Origin of the sequence: Microbacterium paraoxydans, assembly GCF_018224615.1 — a bacterium.
GTDB classification, from domain to species: domain Bacteria; phylum Actinomycetota; class Actinomycetes; order Actinomycetales; family Microbacteriaceae; genus Microbacterium; species Microbacterium paraoxydans_B.
The window spans coordinates 367,644-383,157 of the sequence record NZ_JAGTUK010000001.1; the positions used below are offsets into that span (position 1 = coordinate 367,644).

Sequence of the window (15,514 nt, forward strand, 5' to 3'; positions counted from 1 at the left end):
CCGCCGAGAGTCACCGTGATCTCCGCACCCGTGCTCGCGCCGGACGCCGCTGCCCTGCGGCGCCCGGTGCTGGCGCGCACCCTCTGGCTGCTCGCCGGAGTCGCGGTGCTGCTGGTGCTCTCGGTGCTCTCGGTGTCGTTCGGCGTGCGGGCCGTCACGCTCGATGACGTGCTCGCCGCGCTCGCCGGCCAGTCGGACACGATCGCGCAGGCCGCGGTGGTCAAGCGCCTGCCCCGCACGGTGCTGGCCCTCCTCGTGGGGGCCGCTCTCGCGCTCGCGGGGGCCACGATGCAGGCCGTGACGCGCAACCCGGTGGCGGAGCCCGGCATCCTCGGCATCGCGAACGGGGCGTCGTTCGCGGTGGTGCTCGGCATCGCGTTCCTCGGGCTCAGCAACCCCTACGGCCAGATGGGGCTCGCGATCGCGGGAGCCGCGGCGGCCGCGGTGTTCGTGTACGCGGTCGGGTCGGTCGGACGCGGTGGGGCGACCCCGCTCAAGCTGGCTCTCGCGGGTGCGGCGACCTCGGCCGCGTTCGCCTCGCTCATCAGCGCGGTCATGCTGCCGCGGGTCGACCTGCTGCAGACCTTCCAGTCGTGGCAGATCGGCGGGGTCGGGGGTGCCGAGTGGCCGCGCATCGCGATCACGGCGCCCGTGCTGGCGGTCGGCGCGCTCATCTGCTTCGCGTGTGCGCGCGGCATGAACTCCCTCGCGCTCGGAGACGACATGGCGAAGGGCCTGGGCGAGCACGTGATGCGCACGCGCGGGATCTCGGCGCTCGGCTCGGTGATCCTGGCTGGAGCCGCGACCGCGATCGCCGGACCCATCGGCTTCGTCGGACTCATCGTGCCGCACGTCTGCCGCCTGCTCGTCGGCAGCGACCACCGCTGGCTGCTGCCGTTCTCGGCCGTGGCGGGTGCCGCCCTGCTGACCGCGAGCGACATCGTCGGACGCGTGATTTCTCCGTCGTCGGACGAGATCCAGGTCGGCATCATCACCGCGATCATCGGGGCGCCGTTCTTCATCTGGATCGTCCGCCGGCAGAGGGTGAGGGAGCTGTGAGCACCACGGAGCACACCCTCGCGCGCGTCGAGGAGTCCGCGGCCGCCCGCACGGCCAGGGTCATCGCGGGGCGTCGGGCCCGCCACCGTCGCCATGCGCTGGTCACGGTCGCGCTGGCCATGGTCGTGGTGGTGCTGTTCGCGGTCGCGCTGATGGTGGGCAACACGTTCTACCCGCTCGACGAGGTGATCCGGGTGATTCTGGGCGAGACAGTGCCCGGCGCCTCCTTCACGGTGGGCGACCTCCGGCTGCCGCGCGCGATCCTCGCGATCCTCACCGGGCTGGCCTTCGGCATGGCCGGTGTCACGTTCCAGACCATGCTGCGCAACCCGCTCGCATCGCCCGACATCATCGGCATCTCGAACGGCGCCGGTGCGGCCGCGGTGTTCGGGATCGTCGTGCTCTCCCTCAACGGTCCGGTGGTCTCGCTGCTCGCGCTGGGCGGTGCGGTCGTGACCGCCCTCGCCATCTACCTGCTCGCGATCAAGGGCGGCTTCGCCGGCACGCGCCTGATCCTCATCGGAATCGGCGTCGCGGCGATGCTGCAGAGCGTGATCTCGTACCTGCTCTCCCGTGCCGCCAACTGGGACATCCAGACCGCGTTGCAATGGCTCTCCGGCAGTCTCAACAACGCCTCGTGGGAGCGGGTGCTGCCGATGGCGATCGCCGCGGCCGTCCTGGTGCCGCTGCTGCTGTCGCAGGGGCGGTCGCTGGGGGCGCTCCAGCTCGGCGACGACTCCGCGGCTGGACTGGGCGTGCGTGTCGGCGTCACCCGCGTGGTCTTCATCCTGGGGGCGGTGGCCCTGCTCGCGTTCGCGACCGCCGCCACCGGGCCCATCGCGTTCGTCGCCTTCATGGCGGGACCGATCGCCGCACGGCTCACCGGTCCCGGTGCGACGCTGCTGCTGCCCAGCGGCCTCGTCGGCGCCGTGCTGGTGCTCGCGGGCGACCTGGTCGGCCAGTTCGCGCTCGGCGCGCGGTACCCCGTCGGGGTGGTCACCGGTGTCGTCGGCGCGCCGTACCTCATCTACCTGCTCATCCGCACCAACCGCACCGGAGGCTCGCTGTGACCGCCGCCCACACCCTGACCGCGGAGGGCGTGACGCTCTCGTACGGCGACCGCACCGTGGTCGAGGGACTCGACCTGCAGATCGCGCCGGGGAAGATCACGACCATCGTCGGGGCGAACGGCTGCGGCAAGTCCACGCTGCTGCGCGCGCTCGCCCGGCTGCTGTCACCCGTGGAGGGCCAGGTGGTGCTCGACGGGAAGTCCGTGCACGCGCGCCCGACGCGGGAGGTCGCGCGCATCCTCGGGCTGCTGCCGCAGTCGCCCGTCGCGCCGGAGGGCATCGCGGTGGCCGACCTCGTCGGACGCGGCAGGCACCCGCACCAGCGCGCCCTGTCGCGGTGGAGCACGCACGACTACGAGGTGGTCGCGGACGCGCTCGACGCGACCGGCATCAGCGACCTCGCCGACCGCAGCGTCGACGAGCTCTCCGGCGGACAGCGGCAGCGGGTGTGGATCGCCATGGCCCTCGCGCAGGAGACCGACATCCTGCTGCTGGACGAGCCGACCACGTTCCTCGACGTGGCCCACCAGGTCGAGGTGCTCGACCTGCTCACCGACCTGAGCGTCGCCCGCGGCACCACGATCGTCATGGTGCTGCACGACCTCAACCTCGCCGCCCGCTACGCCGACGAGCTGGTCGCCATGAAGGACGGCCGCGTGCACGCCACGGGGACGCCCGAGACCGTGGTGACCGCCGAGCTCGTGGAAGAGGTCTTCGGGCTGCCCAACCAGATCACCATCGACCCGGTCTCCGGGAAGCCGATGGTCACCCCCATCGGGAGGCATCATGTCCGCTGAGACGACAACGACCGAACGCCCGACCTACCTCCTCACCCGTGCGGAGGTGCGCGCCGTGGAGCGCGTCTCGCCCTCGTTCGTGCGGGTGACCCTGGGCGGCGACGACCTGCGCGAACTGGGCACGCCCGGGGCGGTGTTCGACAGCCGCATCAAGCTCGTGTTCCCGCCCGCTTCCGGCGTGCTGCCCGAGATCGACCGCACCACGGACGACTGGTGGGGCTCGTACCTCGCGGTGCCCGAGGAGGAGCGCGGCTCGATGCGCACGTATTCGGTGCGGGAGCTGCGGGTCGCGGCCGACGACACGACCGAGGTGGACGTGGACTTCGTGCTGCACCTGGAGCCCGGGCTCACCGGGCCCGCGTCGCGGTGGGCGAGCACGGCCGCGGTGGGGCAGGAGCTGTGGCTGGTGGGTCCGCGCCGCGGGGTCGTGCCGCACGGCGGTGCCGAGTACCGCCCCGGTCGCGCCGACTCCGTGGTGCTGGCGGGCGACGAGACGGCCGCCCCGGCGATCGCCCGCATCCTGGAGGACGCCCCGCGCGACCTCCGCGGTGTCGCGTTCATCGAGGTGCCGTCTCCGGCCGACGTGCTGCGGATCGACCCGCCGGCCGGCGTGGAGGTGCACTGGCTGCCCCGCGACGTGGGCGAGCCGCACGGCCTCCGCCTCATCCCCGCGGTGCTCGGCTACCTCGGCGACGCCGACGCGACCGACGAGATCCGGGTGAAGGACGTCGACACCGAGGACCTGCTGTGGGAGACGCCGGAGTACTCCGGCCTGGGCGAGGACATCGACCCCTCGACCGTGACCCCGGTCGAGCGCTACTTCTGGATCGCGGGCGAGAGCGGGGTCGTGACCACCCTGCGGCGGCACCTCGTGAAGGACCTCGGCATCGACCGCGCGCAGGTCGCGTTCATGGGCTACTGGCGCCGCGGCGTTGCGATGCGAGGCTGACGTGACCGGTATCGACGGGCGGCCCGCCCTGCAGGGCGACTCCCTGGTGCTCGGCTACGGCCGCTCGCGCGTGGTGCACGACGTGTCGCTGCGCCTGGCCCCCGGACGGGTCACGGCACTGATCGGACCGAACGGCAGCGGCAAGTCGACCGTGCTGCGCGCCCTCGCCCGCCTGCACCGCATCGACGGCGGCACGGTGCGCGTGGGCGGTGAGGAGCTGCGGGACGCGGCCGCCCTCTCCGCGAAGGAGTTCGCGCAGACCGTGGCGATGCTGTCGCAGTCGCGCCCCCACCCGTCCGGCATCGAGGTGTCCGACGTGGTGGCGTACGGGCGGCACCCCCACCGCGGCCGCTTCGCCGGGGTCACCGAGGCCGACCGGGCGGCGGTCGCCCGGGCACTCGAGCTGACCGGACTGTCGGGCATGGCCGGGCGCCCCGTGGATCAGCTGTCGGGCGGGGAGCTGCAGCGCGTGTGGCTCGCGACCGCTCTGGCGCAGGACACCGGGGTGCTGCTGCTCGACGAGCCCACCAACCACCTCGATCTGCGCTACCAGGTGGAGACGCTCGACCTGGTGCGTGAGCTCGCCGACGAGCACGGCACCGCGCTCGGGGTGGTGCTGCACGACCTCGACCACGCGGCCTCGGTCGCCGACGACGTGGTGCTGCTGCACCGCGGGCGCGTGCACGCCGCGGGCACCCCCGCCGAGGTGCTCACGGGCGAGAACCTGTCCGCCGTGTACGGCCTGCGCATCGACACCGCGATCGACGAGGAGACCGGCCTGGTGCGGGTGCGCCCGCGAGGCCGCCACCACGCCAGGCACCGAGCCGGCTCCGCATCCTGACCACCCACCTGGAGGAACACCCGATGAAGAAGACCCCCCTGGCCGTGCTCGCCCTCGGTGGCGCGCTCACCCTCGCGCTCGCCGGCTGCGGTACCACGCAGACGCCATCCGCCTCGGGCAGCGCTGCCCCCGTCTCCACGAGCGAGGGATGTGCCGACGACGCCACCTCGACCTCGACGGGCGCCGTGTCGGTGACGGACGACCTCGGCCGCACGGTCGAGCTGGACAAGCCGGCCGAGCGGGTCGCGGTGCTGGAGTGGCAGCAGATCGAGGATGCGCTGACCCTGTGCGTGACGCCGGTCGCGGTGGCCGACGCCGATGGCTACTCCACGTGGGTCTCGGCGGAGGAGCTGCCGGACGGCGTGGTCGACGTGGGCACGCGTCAGGAGCCGAACCTGGAGACCCTGTTCGGCACCGACCCCGATCTGGTGATCGTCGAGGTGCGCGACGCGGACGACCCCATCGTGGAGCAGCTGGAGGCGTACGACGTTCCCGTGCTCGCGACGGTCGGCGCCGACGCGAAGGACCCGATCGCGAAGATGCTGAACACGTTCGACCTGATCGCCCAGGTGACGGGTCGCGAGGAGCGCGCCGAGGTCGTGGCCGAGGAGTTCCAGCAGCACCTGGACGACGCGAAGGCCGAACTGGCCGACCGTGAGCTGGCGACGCGCGACTTCGTGTTCTTCGACGGCTGGGTCGACGGCGGCAACGTGGCGCTGCGGCCGTTCGGTCAGGGCTCCCTCGTCGGCGAGATCGGCGAGCAGCTCGGCCTCGTGAACGCCTGGACCGGCACGGTCGACCCGGTGTACGGGCTGGGGCAGACCGACGTGGAGGGTATGACCACGGTCGGCGACGCCAACCTGTTCTACACCGGCACGGAGGACCCCGACTCGGAGTACTACATCGACGCGCTGGCCGACAACCCCGCCTGGGCCTCGCTGCCCGCCGTGGCCGACGGCCGGCTGACCGCATTCCCCGCGGGTGTCTGGACCTTCGGCGGCCCCCGCTCGACCGAGCAGATCGTCGACGGCTTCGTCGAGGTGCTCTCGAAGTGACCGAGACCCTCCGCCTCGACGGTGCGACGGATGCCGCGGCGCCGGAGCGTGCCGCGCCCTCCGCCTCCGTCGAGACGGGGGGCCGGGGGCCCGCGGCGCTCCTCACGGGGGTCGGGGTCCTCGTCGTGCTCGTGCTCGTGCTGCTCGCGGTCGCTGGCTGGCACCTCACGCAGGGCACGAGCGGGGCCGTGCTGCCCCCGGCCGACGTGCTGTGGGGCTCGCGGATCCCGCGCCTGGCCGCGGGCGTCGCGGTCGGCTTCGCGCTGGGCGTGGCGGGCATCCTGCTGCAGTCGCTCGCCCGCAACGCCCTCGCCTCGCCCGACACGCTGGGCGTGACCGCCGGTGCCTACCTCGCTGTCACGGCGCTCGCCGCGTTCGGGATCGCCGTGCCCGTGTGGGCCTCCGGGGCGGTGGCGTTCGCGGGCGGCATCGTGGCGGCCGGGATCGTGCTGGGCCTCGCGGGCGGCGCCGGCTCGTCCACCACGCGGCTCATCCTCGCCGGCACGGCCCTCGCCCTGGCGTTCCAGGCGGCGACCTCGACGCTGCTGATCCTGTTCGATGAGGAGACGAAGGGCCTGCTGGCCTGGGGGAGCGGGAGCCTGTCGCAGCTGGGGCTGACCGCGTTCCTGCAGGCGGCTCCGGTCGTGGTGGTGGTCACGGTCGTCGCGCTGCTGCTCTCCCGGCGGTTCGACATCCTGGCGCTCGGCGACGACACCGCCTCGTCGCTGGGCGTGCCGATCCGCTCCACGCGGGCGATCGGCATCCTCCTCGCGGTCGCGCTCACGGCCGTGTCGGTCACGCTCGCGGGACCGATGGGCTTCGTCGGGCTGTGCGCGCCGGTGCTCGCGCGACTGCTGTCCCGCGTGGTGCCCAGCCTGAACCGGCACCTGCTGCTGATCCCGGCCGCCGGGCTGCTCGGGGCGGTCGTGGTGATCCTGGCGGATGCGCTGCTGCGGGCGCTGATCGGTGCCGAGGCCGCGATCCTCATCCCCACGGGCGTCGCGACGACCCTGCTGGGCGCGATCGTGCTCGTGCTGATGGCCCGCCGTCTGCGCGACGCCGGTCCCACCCGTGAGCCGCCGCGCGTGCGCTTCGGGGTGCGCAGCCGTCTGCGCTTCCGCGTGACCCTGGCGGTCGTGGTGTGCGGGGTGGCCGGCGTGCTGCTGCTCGGTCTGCTCGCGGGGCACACGTGGTTGCTGACGGGCGACATCGCGCTGTGGCTGCAGGGACAGGCGGCCCCGCCGATCGCGTTCGCGCTGGATGAGCGGGCGCCGCGGATCGTGGCCGCCGTGGTGGCGGGCGGGGCGCTCGCGCTCTCCGGTGCGCTGATCCAGGGTGTGAGCCGCAACCCGCTCGCCGATCCGAGCATCCTCGGGGTCACGGGCGGCGGCGGGCTGGGCGCGGTGCTGGTGATCACGAGTGTCGCGTCGTCCACGGGCGGCATGATCGCGGGAGCCGTGACGGGCTCGCTGCTGGCGTTCGCGCTCGTGTACCTGCTGTCGTGGCGGGGCGGCCTGAGCGCCGACCGGTTCCTGCTGATCGGCATCGGGGTGTCGTACTTCACGGTCTCGCTGACGACCTTCTTCCTGCTGCGCTCGAACCCGTGGGACACCCCGAAGATCTACACGTGGCTCTCCGGCACGACGTACGGGCGTGCGTGGGAGCAGATCGTGCCGCTCGCGATCGTGCTGGCGATCGCGGTGCCGTTCGTGGTGATGAGCCGCCGCGAGCTCGATGTGCTGTCGCTCGACGAGGACACCCCGCGCCTGGTCGGCATCCGGCTTGAGCCGGTGCGGCTGACGCTGCTGGCCGTGGCGGCGGTGCTGGCCGCGCTGAGCGTCACGGCGATCGGGGTGATCGGCTTCGTGGGGCTGGTGGCGCCGCACGCCGCCCGGGCGCTGGTGGGGGCGCGGCATGCGCGGGTGATCCCGGTGGCGGTGCTGCTGGGCGGCCTGCTGGTGGGTGTGGCCGACACGGTCGGGCGCACGGTGATCGCGCCGGCGCAGCTGCCGGCCGGGCTGGTGGTGGCGCTGATCGGTGCGCCGTATTTCGTGTGGCTGCTCTGGCGGTCGCGCGACGCCTGAGCCGAGCGACCGCGCCCGTCCGGAATCGGAAACGCACCCCCGGAGCGTCCGGGGGTGCGTTCCTGCGTTCGCCTGGGGGCGCCGGGGTTACTTCGCGAGGAAGTCCTTCAGCGCGGCGTTGACCTCGTCGGCGTGGGTCCACAGCAGGCCGTGGGGCGCGCCCTCGACCTCGACGTACTCGGCGGCGGGGACGGCCTGGCGGAAGCGGCGGGCGGTCGCGTCGATCGGGAGGATGTTGTCCTTCGTGCCGTGCAGGATGAGCGTGGGCTTGCCGGACTCGGCCACGGCCTTCACGTCGTCGCGGAAGTCCTCGATCCAGGTGGGCACCACGGCGTAGGCGGCGACCGGGGCGCTCGTGACGGAGAGGTTCCAGTTGGCGTCGACGACCTGCTGGCTGATGCGGGTGCCGAGGTTCTCGTCGAGGTTGTAGAAGTTCTTGTAGAACTCGGTGAACCACGCGTAGCGGTCGCCCTTGGCGGCGGCCTCGATCCCGTCGAACACGTCCTGCGGGACGCCCTCGGGGTTGTCGTCGCGCTGCACCAGGAAGGGCTCGAGCGAGGCGAGGAAGGCGAGCTTGGCGACGCGCTCGTGGCCGTAGCGGCCGACGTAGCGGGCGAGCTCGCCGGTGCCCATCGAGAAGCCGACGAGCACGACGTCGCGCAGGTCGAGGGTCTCGAGCACGGTGTTCAGGTCGGCGGCGAACGTGTCGTAGTCGTAGCCGGTGCCCACCTTGGAGGACTGCCCGAAGCCGCGGCGGTCGTACGTGATGACGCGGTAGCCCTGGGCGAGCAGTTCGCGCGTCTGGCGCTCCCAGCTGTGGCCGTTGAGCGGGTAGCCGTGGATGAGGACGACGGGCTGCCCGCTGCCCTGGTCTTCGTAGTACAGCTCGATCGGGGTGCTGTTCTCGTTCCCGACGGTGATGTAGCCCATGATCCTGATCCTTTCGGTTCCGGTGAGAACGGTCGTTCTCGCTCGATGTGTCCACCATAAGAGAACGTCCGTTCTCATGTCAAGTAAACTCCTGGGTATGACCGAAGACGAGGCACGCGAGCGCATCCTCTCCGCCGCGGAGGAGCTCTACTACCGCAAGGGCTACGCGGCCGTCGGCATGGACGAGCTCCGGGCCGCGGCCGGCGTCTCGCTGCGGCGCCTCTACTCGCTCTTCCCCGCCAAGACCGACATCGTCTCGGCCGTGCTCGCCCGCAGGCACGCCGAGTGGGAGTCCGGTCTCTCCGCCGCGGTCGCCGCCACCGGCGACGACCCGCGCGCCCGGCTCCTCGCGGTCTACGGCTACCTGGAGGACTGGTTCTGCAGCGACGGCTTCCGGGGCTGCGCCTTCATCAACGCGTTCGGCGAACTGGGCGGCACCAATCCCGAGGTCGCCGCGATCGTCCGCGCCCACAAGGCGTCGTTCCAGGAATACATGGCCGCCCTGGTCGCCGAGACCGGAGCGCCCGCCGCCCTCGCCGCGCAGCTGTCGATCCTGGCCGAGGGGGCGCAGAGCACCGCCGCGATCTCGGCCGACCCGCAGGCCGCGGTACACGCACGCCGGGCCGCCGAGGTGCTGATCGACGCGGCGTTCGCCACCGTCTGACGCGCGGTCGCGACCGCGTCACTCGCCGTCGTCGGCGGCCCGCCGCGCGGCCGCGTCCCACGCCTCGCGCACGCCTCGCAGGTGCTGCTCCGGCTGGAACGGGTGCGAGGCCGAGACCGTGCGCAGCGAGCGCTCCACCACGATGCCCGGGTGATGCACGAGCTCGCGCAGCATGGCCGCCATGCCCTTCACGTCGGGCGAGCCGCACAGGATGCCCGCCTCGGCCAGCCCCTCCCGCAGCCGGGGGTCGATGTAGAGCACACTGCGGGCCGCCCGGAACGCCTCGGCCACCACGACCGGCTGCGGGTCGAGCCCGAACGAGGTGACGGCCAGCAGGTGCGAGTCGCGCATCAGCGGCTGGATGCCCTCCGGCTCGACGCGGCCGAGGAACTGGATGCTGCTCCCGCCCTCGGGTGACGTGCTCGCCGCCGCCTCGCGCGCCTCGGCGAACAGCGGCCCGTCGCCCGCGATGCGCGCCACGAGCGAGCCCGGTGCCAGATCCTCGCCCGCCTTCCTCACGGCCCGCACGAACTCGAGGATGCCCGACTCGAGCGTGAGCCGCCCGACCCACAGCACCTGCAGCGGCAGCTCGACCGACGGGAGGGGCACACCCGGCGTCGTGCGCGGCGGCATCGGGTTGGGTACCACCTCGACCTCGGGGAGGCCGGCGATCCGCAGCGCCTCGGCCTGGTGCGCGGACGGCGAGATCACGGCGTCCGCCTCCATCGCGGCGTCGAGCGTCACGCTGCGCACCGCGGCGTCGACCGCGCGGGGCGTGTCGGGCAGGGCCGTACGCGGAGCGCGGCCCCGCAGCACGCGCGAGAGCCCGCGCACGGCGGCGGCGGCGAGCCGGTCGAACCGCCGCAGGTCCGGCCCCTGCCAGAAGAACGTGTGCACCGTGTGCACCACCGGGATGCCCAGTTCCTGAGCCACCCGGGTGGCGGCCGCGGTGAGACCGAACTCCGAGTGCACGTGCACCACGTCGATCGACCTCTCCCGGAACAGGCGGCGCAGCCGGGAGCGCAGTCCGCGGGTGTTGCGGATCGCCGGCATGTCCACGCCGGGAACGACGAACGCCGCGGCGATCAGGATGGGCGCCTCTCCCGGGGGCACGGGTCGCGGGGCGCTGCCGGGTTGCGCCGCTCCGATCACCACGACCTCGTCTCCGGCGGCGCGCAGCAGCTCCGCCTCGCGCAGCACGACGGCCTGCGCATCCCCGATGCGGTCGAGCGCGTAGTCGCAGACGAGTGCGATCCTCACGGCGATCACCCCCCAAAGCGTGCGGAACAGAGTGCTGTCAAACGTAACATATTACCTGACGGATGGCGGACCGGAGGCTCAGATGTCTCACTTGGTTAGCGATCTGCGCGAGGGCTGTCAAGGCCACTGCGGGCGGCGCCCCTTCGCCTTAGAGTCGCGGCATGGAGACTTCGACGAAAGGCATCCTCCGCCAGAGCCTCGTGATCGCGGCGGCCGTGTTCATGCTCATCGCCGCGTCGGTCGGCGCCGGCGCGTTCGGCGGGGCCTCCGTGGACGAGCTGCAGAACGGCGCCCTGTCCGCGCAGGGGTCGTACCTCGCGCCCGCGGGGCCGGCGTTCTCGATCTGGTCGCTCATCTACCTCGGGCTGCTCGCCTACACCGTGTGGCAGGCCCTGCCCGCGCGTCGGCAGGACCCGCGGCAGGAGGCGGTCGGCGGCTGGATCGCGCTGTCGATGGTGCTCAACGGCCTGTGGCTGGTGACCGCGCGGTACCTCACGCTCTGGCTCACCGTGCTCGTGATCGCGCTGCTGCTCGCCGTGCTCGCGCGGGTGATCGTGCTGCTCGGCCGCTTCCCCGCCCGCAACACCGTCGACCGCGTGCTCACCGACGGCGCGAACGGCCTGCACTTCGGGTGGGTCACGATCGCGACGGTCGCCAACGTCGCCGCGTGGCTCACGCAGACCCTACCGGCGGAGGCGGAGCGCCAGGCCGAGGTCTGGGCCATCGCGGTGCTCGCCGCCGTGCTGGTCATCGGCGCCGCGAGCGCCTGGTTCACCGGTCGCCTGGCACCCGCCCTCGCCACCGCGTGGGGGCTCTCGTGGCTCGCGGTCGGACGGCTCACCGGCGAACCGCAGAGCACCCCCACCGCGATCGCCGCGATCGTGGTGGCCGTGGCCCTGGTGCTCGTGGGGGTCGTGGCGGTCGTGCGCCGCCGTCGCGCGGCCCCGCCGACCCTCGCACCTCAGAGCACCAGCCGGTAGCCCATCCCCGCCTCCGTGAGCAGGTGCACGGGCGACGACGGCTCGCTCTCCAGCTTCTTGCGCAGCTGCGACATGTACAGGCGCAGGTAGCCCGAGTCGGACACCTGCGCACTGCCCCAGATCTCCTTCAGCAGATCCTGCCGCGTGACCAGCGCCCCGGGGTGCCGCGCCAGATGCTCCAGCATGCGCCACTCGGTGGGCGTGAGGTGCACGCGAGTGCCAGCCCTGGTCACCGTCTTCGTCGCCAGGTCCACCACGACGTCGCCGAACGCCACGACCGACTCGCCGTTCGCGGCCACCGCGCGCCGCGAGAGCGCCCGCAACCGCGCCAGCAGCTCGTCCACCTGGAACGGCTTGGTGACGAAGTCGTCCGCCCCGGCGTCGAGCGCCTCCACCTTGTCGGCCGAGCCCGTGCGACCGGACACCACGATGATCGGCACGGTCGTCCACCCGCGCAGGGCCTGGATCACCTCGATGCCGTCGAGCCGCGGCATCCCGAGGTCGAGCATGATGAGGTCGGGGTGCGACTGCGCGGCCGCGGCGATCGCGGCGGCGCCGTCCGCGGCGACCACCACCTCGTAGCCGTGCGCGGCGAGCGTGATGCGCAGCGCCCGCACCATCTGGGGGTCGTCGTCGGCGATGAGGAGCTTCACTCCGTGCCCTCCGTGTCGGCAGACCCTGCGGCGAGCGGCAGGGAGATGACCATCGTGAGTCCGCCACCCGGCGTGTCCTCGGGTGTCAGGGTACCGCCCATGCCCTCGGTGAACCCGCGCGACAGCGCGAGCCCCAGGCCCAGGCCCGTGGTGTTGTCGGTGTCGCCGAAGCGCTGGAACGGCTGGAAGATGCGGTCGCGGCGCTCCGGGGCCACGCCCGCGCCACGATCGACGATGCGGATCTCCGCGCGGTCGCCCAGACGGCTGGTCGACACCAGCACGCGGCTGTCGGCGGGGGAGTGGCGGTGCGCGTTCGCGATCACGTTGACCAGCACACGCTGCAGCAGCACCGGATCGGCAAACAGCGGAGGGAGGGCGGGGTCGAGCGCCAGGTCCACCTCGGAGGGGCCGAGCCCCAGTTCGTCCACGGCCGCAAGCACGGGGCCCGCCGCGTCGACGCGCAGGGACGACACCGCGAGCACGCCCGCCTCCACCCGGCTCACGTCGAGCAGATCGGTGACCAGGGCCGACAGGGTCGCGAGGCTCTCGTCGGCCGTGGCGAGCAGTTCCGCGCGGTCAGCCGCCGACAGCTCCTGCGCGGCGCGGAGCCCGCCGATCGCCGCCACCGCCGAGGCCAGCGGGCGGCGCAGATCGTGGCTCACGGCGGAGAGCAGGGCGCTGCGCACCTGATCGGTCTCGGCCAGGGCCTCCGCCTCGCGCGCGGTCGCCCGCAGATCGGTGTGCTCGATGGCGGCGGCGAGCTGCGCCACGATCGCGTCGAGCAGCCGGCGCTCCGGGTTCGCGAGCGGCTCGCCGTTCAGCTCCAGCAGAGCCCTCGGCCCGCCGCCCGCCGCGCCGACCGGCAGGGTCGTGGCGCGCCCGTCCGGCACGGGCTCGCCGTCGCTCGCGAGCACCTGCCCGTCGGGTGTGAGCAGCCGGACCCCGCTGAGCCCGAACGCTTCGCGCGTGCGGCTCACGAGCGCCAGCACGGCGTTGTCGCCCCGGAGCACGTTGCCGGCGACGGCCGCCAGCAGCTCCGCCTCGGCCGTCGCGCGCTGCGCCGTCCTGGCCCGCCGCGCGGCCTGATCCACGATGATGCTCACCAGGATCGCGATGACCACGTAGAGCGCGAGCGCGAGGGCGTGCAGCGGATGGGCGATCGTGATCGTGAACAGCGGGGCCACGAACAGGAAGTCGAGCGTGATGCCCGACAGCACCGCGGCGAACACGGCAGGGCGGATGCCGCCGATCAGGGCGACCACGACCACGAGCAGCTGGTACGCGAGCACCTCCGCGGTGATCGACTCCGGGCTGCGGAAGGTGAACATGAGCCACGACAGCAGCGGCCCGAACACGAGCGCCACGCCGAAGCCCAGGGCCTGCCGCCGCCAGCCCAGCGCGCCGCCGGTGATGCGGGGGAGCGCGAGGCGCCCGCCCGCCGCCGCGTGGGTCACGATGTGCACGTCGATGTCGCCCGAGCGGCGGATGACCTCGGCACCGATGCCCGGTCCGGTGAGTGCCGCGGTCAGGCGTCCGCGCCGGCTCACGCCGATCACGAGCTGGGTGGCATCCGCCCCCTGCGCGAACTCCACGAGCGTGCCGGGGATGTCGTCGCCGACCACCTGGTGGTACGTGCCGCCGAGCGACTCGACGAGTGCGCGCTGCGAGGCCAGGGCGCCGGGCGTCTCGTCGCGCAGCCCGTCCTGCGAGGTCACGTGCACCGCGAGCAGTTCCCCGCCCGCCGACCGCGCGGCGATGCGGGCTCCGCGGCGCAGCAGCGTTTCGCCCTCCGGACCGCCGGTCAGTGCGACGACCACGCGCTCGCGCGCCTGCCACGAGCCCTCGATTCCCTGCTCGGCGCGGTACGTGCGCAGGGCGCTGTCGACCTCGTCGGCCAGCCACAGCAGTGCGAGCTCGCGCAGCGCGGTGAGGTTGCCCAGGCGGAAGTAGTTCGACAGTGCGGCGTCGATCCGCTCCGCCGGGTACACGAGCCCCGCCGACAGCCGGTCCCGCAGCGTCTGCGGGGCGAGGTCGACCACCTCGATCTCGTCGGCGGCGCGCACCACGGCGTCGGGGATCGTCTCCTGCTGCGCGATGCCGGTGATCTTCTCCACCACCGCGTTCAGCGACTCGATGTGCTGCACGTTCACGGTGGTCACGACGTCGATGCCCGCCCGCAGCAGCTCCTCCACGTCCTGCCAGCGCTTGGCGTGTCGGGAGCCGGGGGTGTTGGTGTGGGCGAGCTCGTCCACCAGCGCGATCTCCGGGGCGCGCGCGAGCACGGCGTCCAGGTCGAGCTCGGTGAGCGTCACCCCGCGGTGCTCGTCGACGCGTCGCGCGACCTCGGGGATCCCCGCGGTCAGGGCCGCCGTGGCCGCCCGGCCGTGGGTCTCCACGACCGCGATCACCACGTCGTGGCCCTCGTCGAGCAGGCGCCGGCCCTCCGCGAGCATCTCGAACGTCTTGCCCACACCGGGGGCCGCGCCCAGCAGCACACGGAGGCGCCCGCGGCGCGGATGCTCCGGCGGGCGCGGCGTCCGCTCTGCGCTCATTCACCCTCCCGGTCGTCCAGTGCGAGGTTGAGCTCGGCGACGTTGATGCGCTCCTCGCCGAGGAAGCCCAGGTCCCGTCCTTGAATCCTAGACTCCACGAGCGCACGCACCTCGTCCTCGGGCAGGTCGCGCGCCGCCGCCACGCGCGGCACCTGCAGCAGGGCGTACGCGACGCTGATGTGCGGGTCGAGGCCGGAGCCGGAGGCGGTCACCGCGTCGGCCGGGACCTGGGACGGGTCGACCCCCTCGCGCTTCGCGATCTCGGCCTTCCGTGCGGCGATGGTGTCCACGAGGTCGGGGTTCTCCGGGCCCAGGTTGCTGCCGCTCGAGGCGGCGCCGTCGTAGCCGTCGCCCGCCGCCGACGGCCGGGACTGGAAGTACTGCGGCAGGGCCTGGCCGTCGGCGTCGGTGAAGGACTGCCCGATCAGGGCGCTGCCGCGGTCGTCCGGCAGCATCGAGCCGTTCGCCTGCGCCGGCAGCAGCAGCTGGCCGATGCCGGTCACGAGCAGGGTGTAGCCGACGCCGAGCACGAGCGTGAGCACGAGCATCGCGCGGACGGCGACACCGGCGGTGCGCATCGTGGTGCGAGTGGTGGAGGACATGGGGTGCCTTTCGGACGG

The 15,514-nt window shown here is 73.1% G+C and carries 14 protein-coding genes; 9 read left to right on the top strand and 5 right to left on the bottom strand.

Annotated elements, in window-relative coordinates; genetic code table 11:
- Positions 1–15 precede the first annotated feature (15 nt).
- Genes KE274_RS01770 through KE274_RS01800 form a run of 7 tightly spaced genes read left to right on the top strand, consistent with a single transcriptional unit; the run spans position 16 to position 7,855 of the window.
- Entirely contained in the window at positions 16–1,059 is a 1,044-nt protein-coding gene (locus tag KE274_RS01770; RefSeq protein ID WP_211540526.1) for a FecCD family ABC transporter permease, read from the top strand.
- The gene (locus KE274_RS01775; protein WP_211540527.1) at positions 1,056–2,129 is read left to right on the top strand and encodes a FecCD family ABC transporter permease; all 1,074 of its coding nucleotides are present in this window, start codon (positions 1,056–1,058) and stop codon (positions 2,127–2,129) included. The genes KE274_RS01770 and KE274_RS01775 overlap by 4 nt, the downstream gene beginning before the upstream one ends.
- Complete coding sequence (locus KE274_RS01780) at positions 2,126–2,926, top strand: ABC transporter ATP-binding protein (RefSeq protein WP_211540529.1); 801 nt, start codon at positions 2,126–2,128, stop codon at positions 2,924–2,926. Before KE274_RS01775 ends, KE274_RS01780 begins: the two co-directional genes overlap by 4 nt.
- A complete protein-coding gene (locus KE274_RS01785; RefSeq protein WP_211540531.1) occupies positions 2,916–3,875 on the top strand; it encodes a siderophore-interacting protein in 960 nt (319 codons plus the stop codon). The genes KE274_RS01780 and KE274_RS01785 overlap by 11 nt, the downstream gene beginning before the upstream one ends.
- A gap of 10 nt (positions 3,876–3,885) precedes the next feature.
- Positions 3,886–4,716 carry an ABC transporter ATP-binding protein gene (locus tag KE274_RS01790; RefSeq protein ID WP_431806719.1) on the top strand — a complete coding sequence of 277 codons (831 nt, stop codon included), beginning with the start codon at positions 3,886–3,888 and terminating at the stop codon, positions 4,714–4,716.
- Positions 4,717–4,739: 23 nt separating this feature from the next.
- Positions 4,740–5,771, top strand: a complete 1,032-nt coding sequence (locus KE274_RS01795; RefSeq protein WP_211540541.1) for an ABC transporter substrate-binding protein — start codon at positions 4,740–4,742, stop codon at positions 5,769–5,771.
- Positions 5,768–7,855, top strand: coding sequence for an iron ABC transporter permease (locus tag KE274_RS01800; protein WP_211540544.1), 2,088 nt, complete (start codon positions 5,768–5,770; stop codon positions 7,853–7,855). The genes KE274_RS01795 and KE274_RS01800 overlap by 4 nt, the downstream gene beginning before the upstream one ends.
- An 87-nt stretch (positions 7,856–7,942) precedes the next feature.
- Here KE274_RS01800 and KE274_RS01805 read toward each other — a convergent pair whose 3' ends face one another.
- Entirely contained in the window at positions 7,943–8,785 is an 843-nt protein-coding gene (locus KE274_RS01805) for an alpha/beta fold hydrolase (protein WP_211540547.1), read from the bottom strand.
- A 97-nt stretch (positions 8,786–8,882) separates the two neighbouring features.
- Here KE274_RS01805 and KE274_RS01810 point away from each other — a divergent pair, with 97 nt between their 5' ends.
- On the top strand, positions 8,883–9,449 hold the full coding sequence (locus tag KE274_RS01810; RefSeq protein WP_211540553.1) for a TetR/AcrR family transcriptional regulator: 567 nt from the start codon (positions 8,883–8,885) through the stop codon (positions 9,447–9,449).
- A gap of 18 nt (positions 9,450–9,467) precedes the next feature.
- On the opposite strand, the gene KE274_RS01815 is transcribed toward KE274_RS01810, so the two are convergent.
- Entirely contained in the window at positions 9,468–10,709 is a 1,242-nt protein-coding gene (locus KE274_RS01815) for a glycosyltransferase family 4 protein (RefSeq protein WP_211540556.1), read from the bottom strand.
- Positions 10,710–10,870: 161 nt separating this feature from the next.
- On the opposite strand from KE274_RS01815, the gene KE274_RS01820 reads away from it, so the two are divergent.
- Positions 10,871–11,689: a tryptophan-rich sensory protein gene (locus tag KE274_RS01820; protein ID WP_211540564.1), complete on the top strand. Its 819-nt coding sequence runs from the start codon at positions 10,871–10,873 to the stop codon at positions 11,687–11,689.
- Here KE274_RS01820 and KE274_RS01825 read toward each other — a convergent pair.
- Genes KE274_RS01825 through kdpC form a run of 3 tightly spaced genes read right to left on the bottom strand, consistent with a single transcriptional unit; the run spans position 11,671 to position 15,496 of the window.
- A complete protein-coding gene (locus KE274_RS01825) occupies positions 11,671–12,342 on the bottom strand; it encodes a response regulator (protein ID WP_211540566.1) in 672 nt (223 codons plus the stop codon). The two genes, KE274_RS01820 and KE274_RS01825, sit on opposite strands and share 19 nt — an antisense overlap.
- Entirely contained in the window at positions 12,339–14,894 is a 2,556-nt protein-coding gene (locus tag KE274_RS01830; protein WP_211540568.1) for an ATP-binding protein, read from the bottom strand. The genes KE274_RS01825 and KE274_RS01830 overlap by 4 nt, the downstream gene beginning before the upstream one ends.
- A complete protein-coding gene (gene kdpC, locus KE274_RS01835; RefSeq protein ID WP_211540571.1) occupies positions 14,891–15,496 on the bottom strand; it encodes a potassium-transporting ATPase subunit KdpC in 606 nt (201 codons plus the stop codon). The genes KE274_RS01830 and kdpC overlap by 4 nt, the downstream gene beginning before the upstream one ends.
- Positions 15,497–15,514: the final 18 nt, after the last annotated feature.

Excerpts from the sequence above, each read along its gene's own strand:
- KE274_RS01830 (WP_211540568.1), bottom strand. The coding sequence starts at position 14,894 with ATGAGCGCAGAGCGGACGCCGCGCCCGCCGGAGCATCCGCGCCGCGGG.
- KE274_RS01785 (WP_211540531.1), top strand. The coding sequence starts at position 2,916 with ATGTCCGCTGAGACGACAACGACCGAACGCCCGACCTACCTCCTCACC.
- KE274_RS01810 (WP_211540553.1), top strand. The coding sequence starts at position 8,883 with ATGACCGAAGACGAGGCACGCGAGCGCATCCTCTCCGCCGCGGAGGAG.
- kdpC (WP_211540571.1), bottom strand. The coding sequence starts at position 15,496 with ATGTCCTCCACCACTCGCACCACGATGCGCACCGCCGGTGTCGCCGTC.
- KE274_RS01820 (WP_211540564.1), top strand. The coding sequence starts at position 10,871 with ATGGAGACTTCGACGAAAGGCATCCTCCGCCAGAGCCTCGTGATCGCG.
- KE274_RS01795 (WP_211540541.1), top strand. The coding sequence starts at position 4,740 with ATGAAGAAGACCCCCCTGGCCGTGCTCGCCCTCGGTGGCGCGCTCACC.
- KE274_RS01805 (WP_211540547.1), bottom strand. The coding sequence starts at position 8,785 with ATGGGCTACATCACCGTCGGGAACGAGAACAGCACCCCGATCGAGCTG.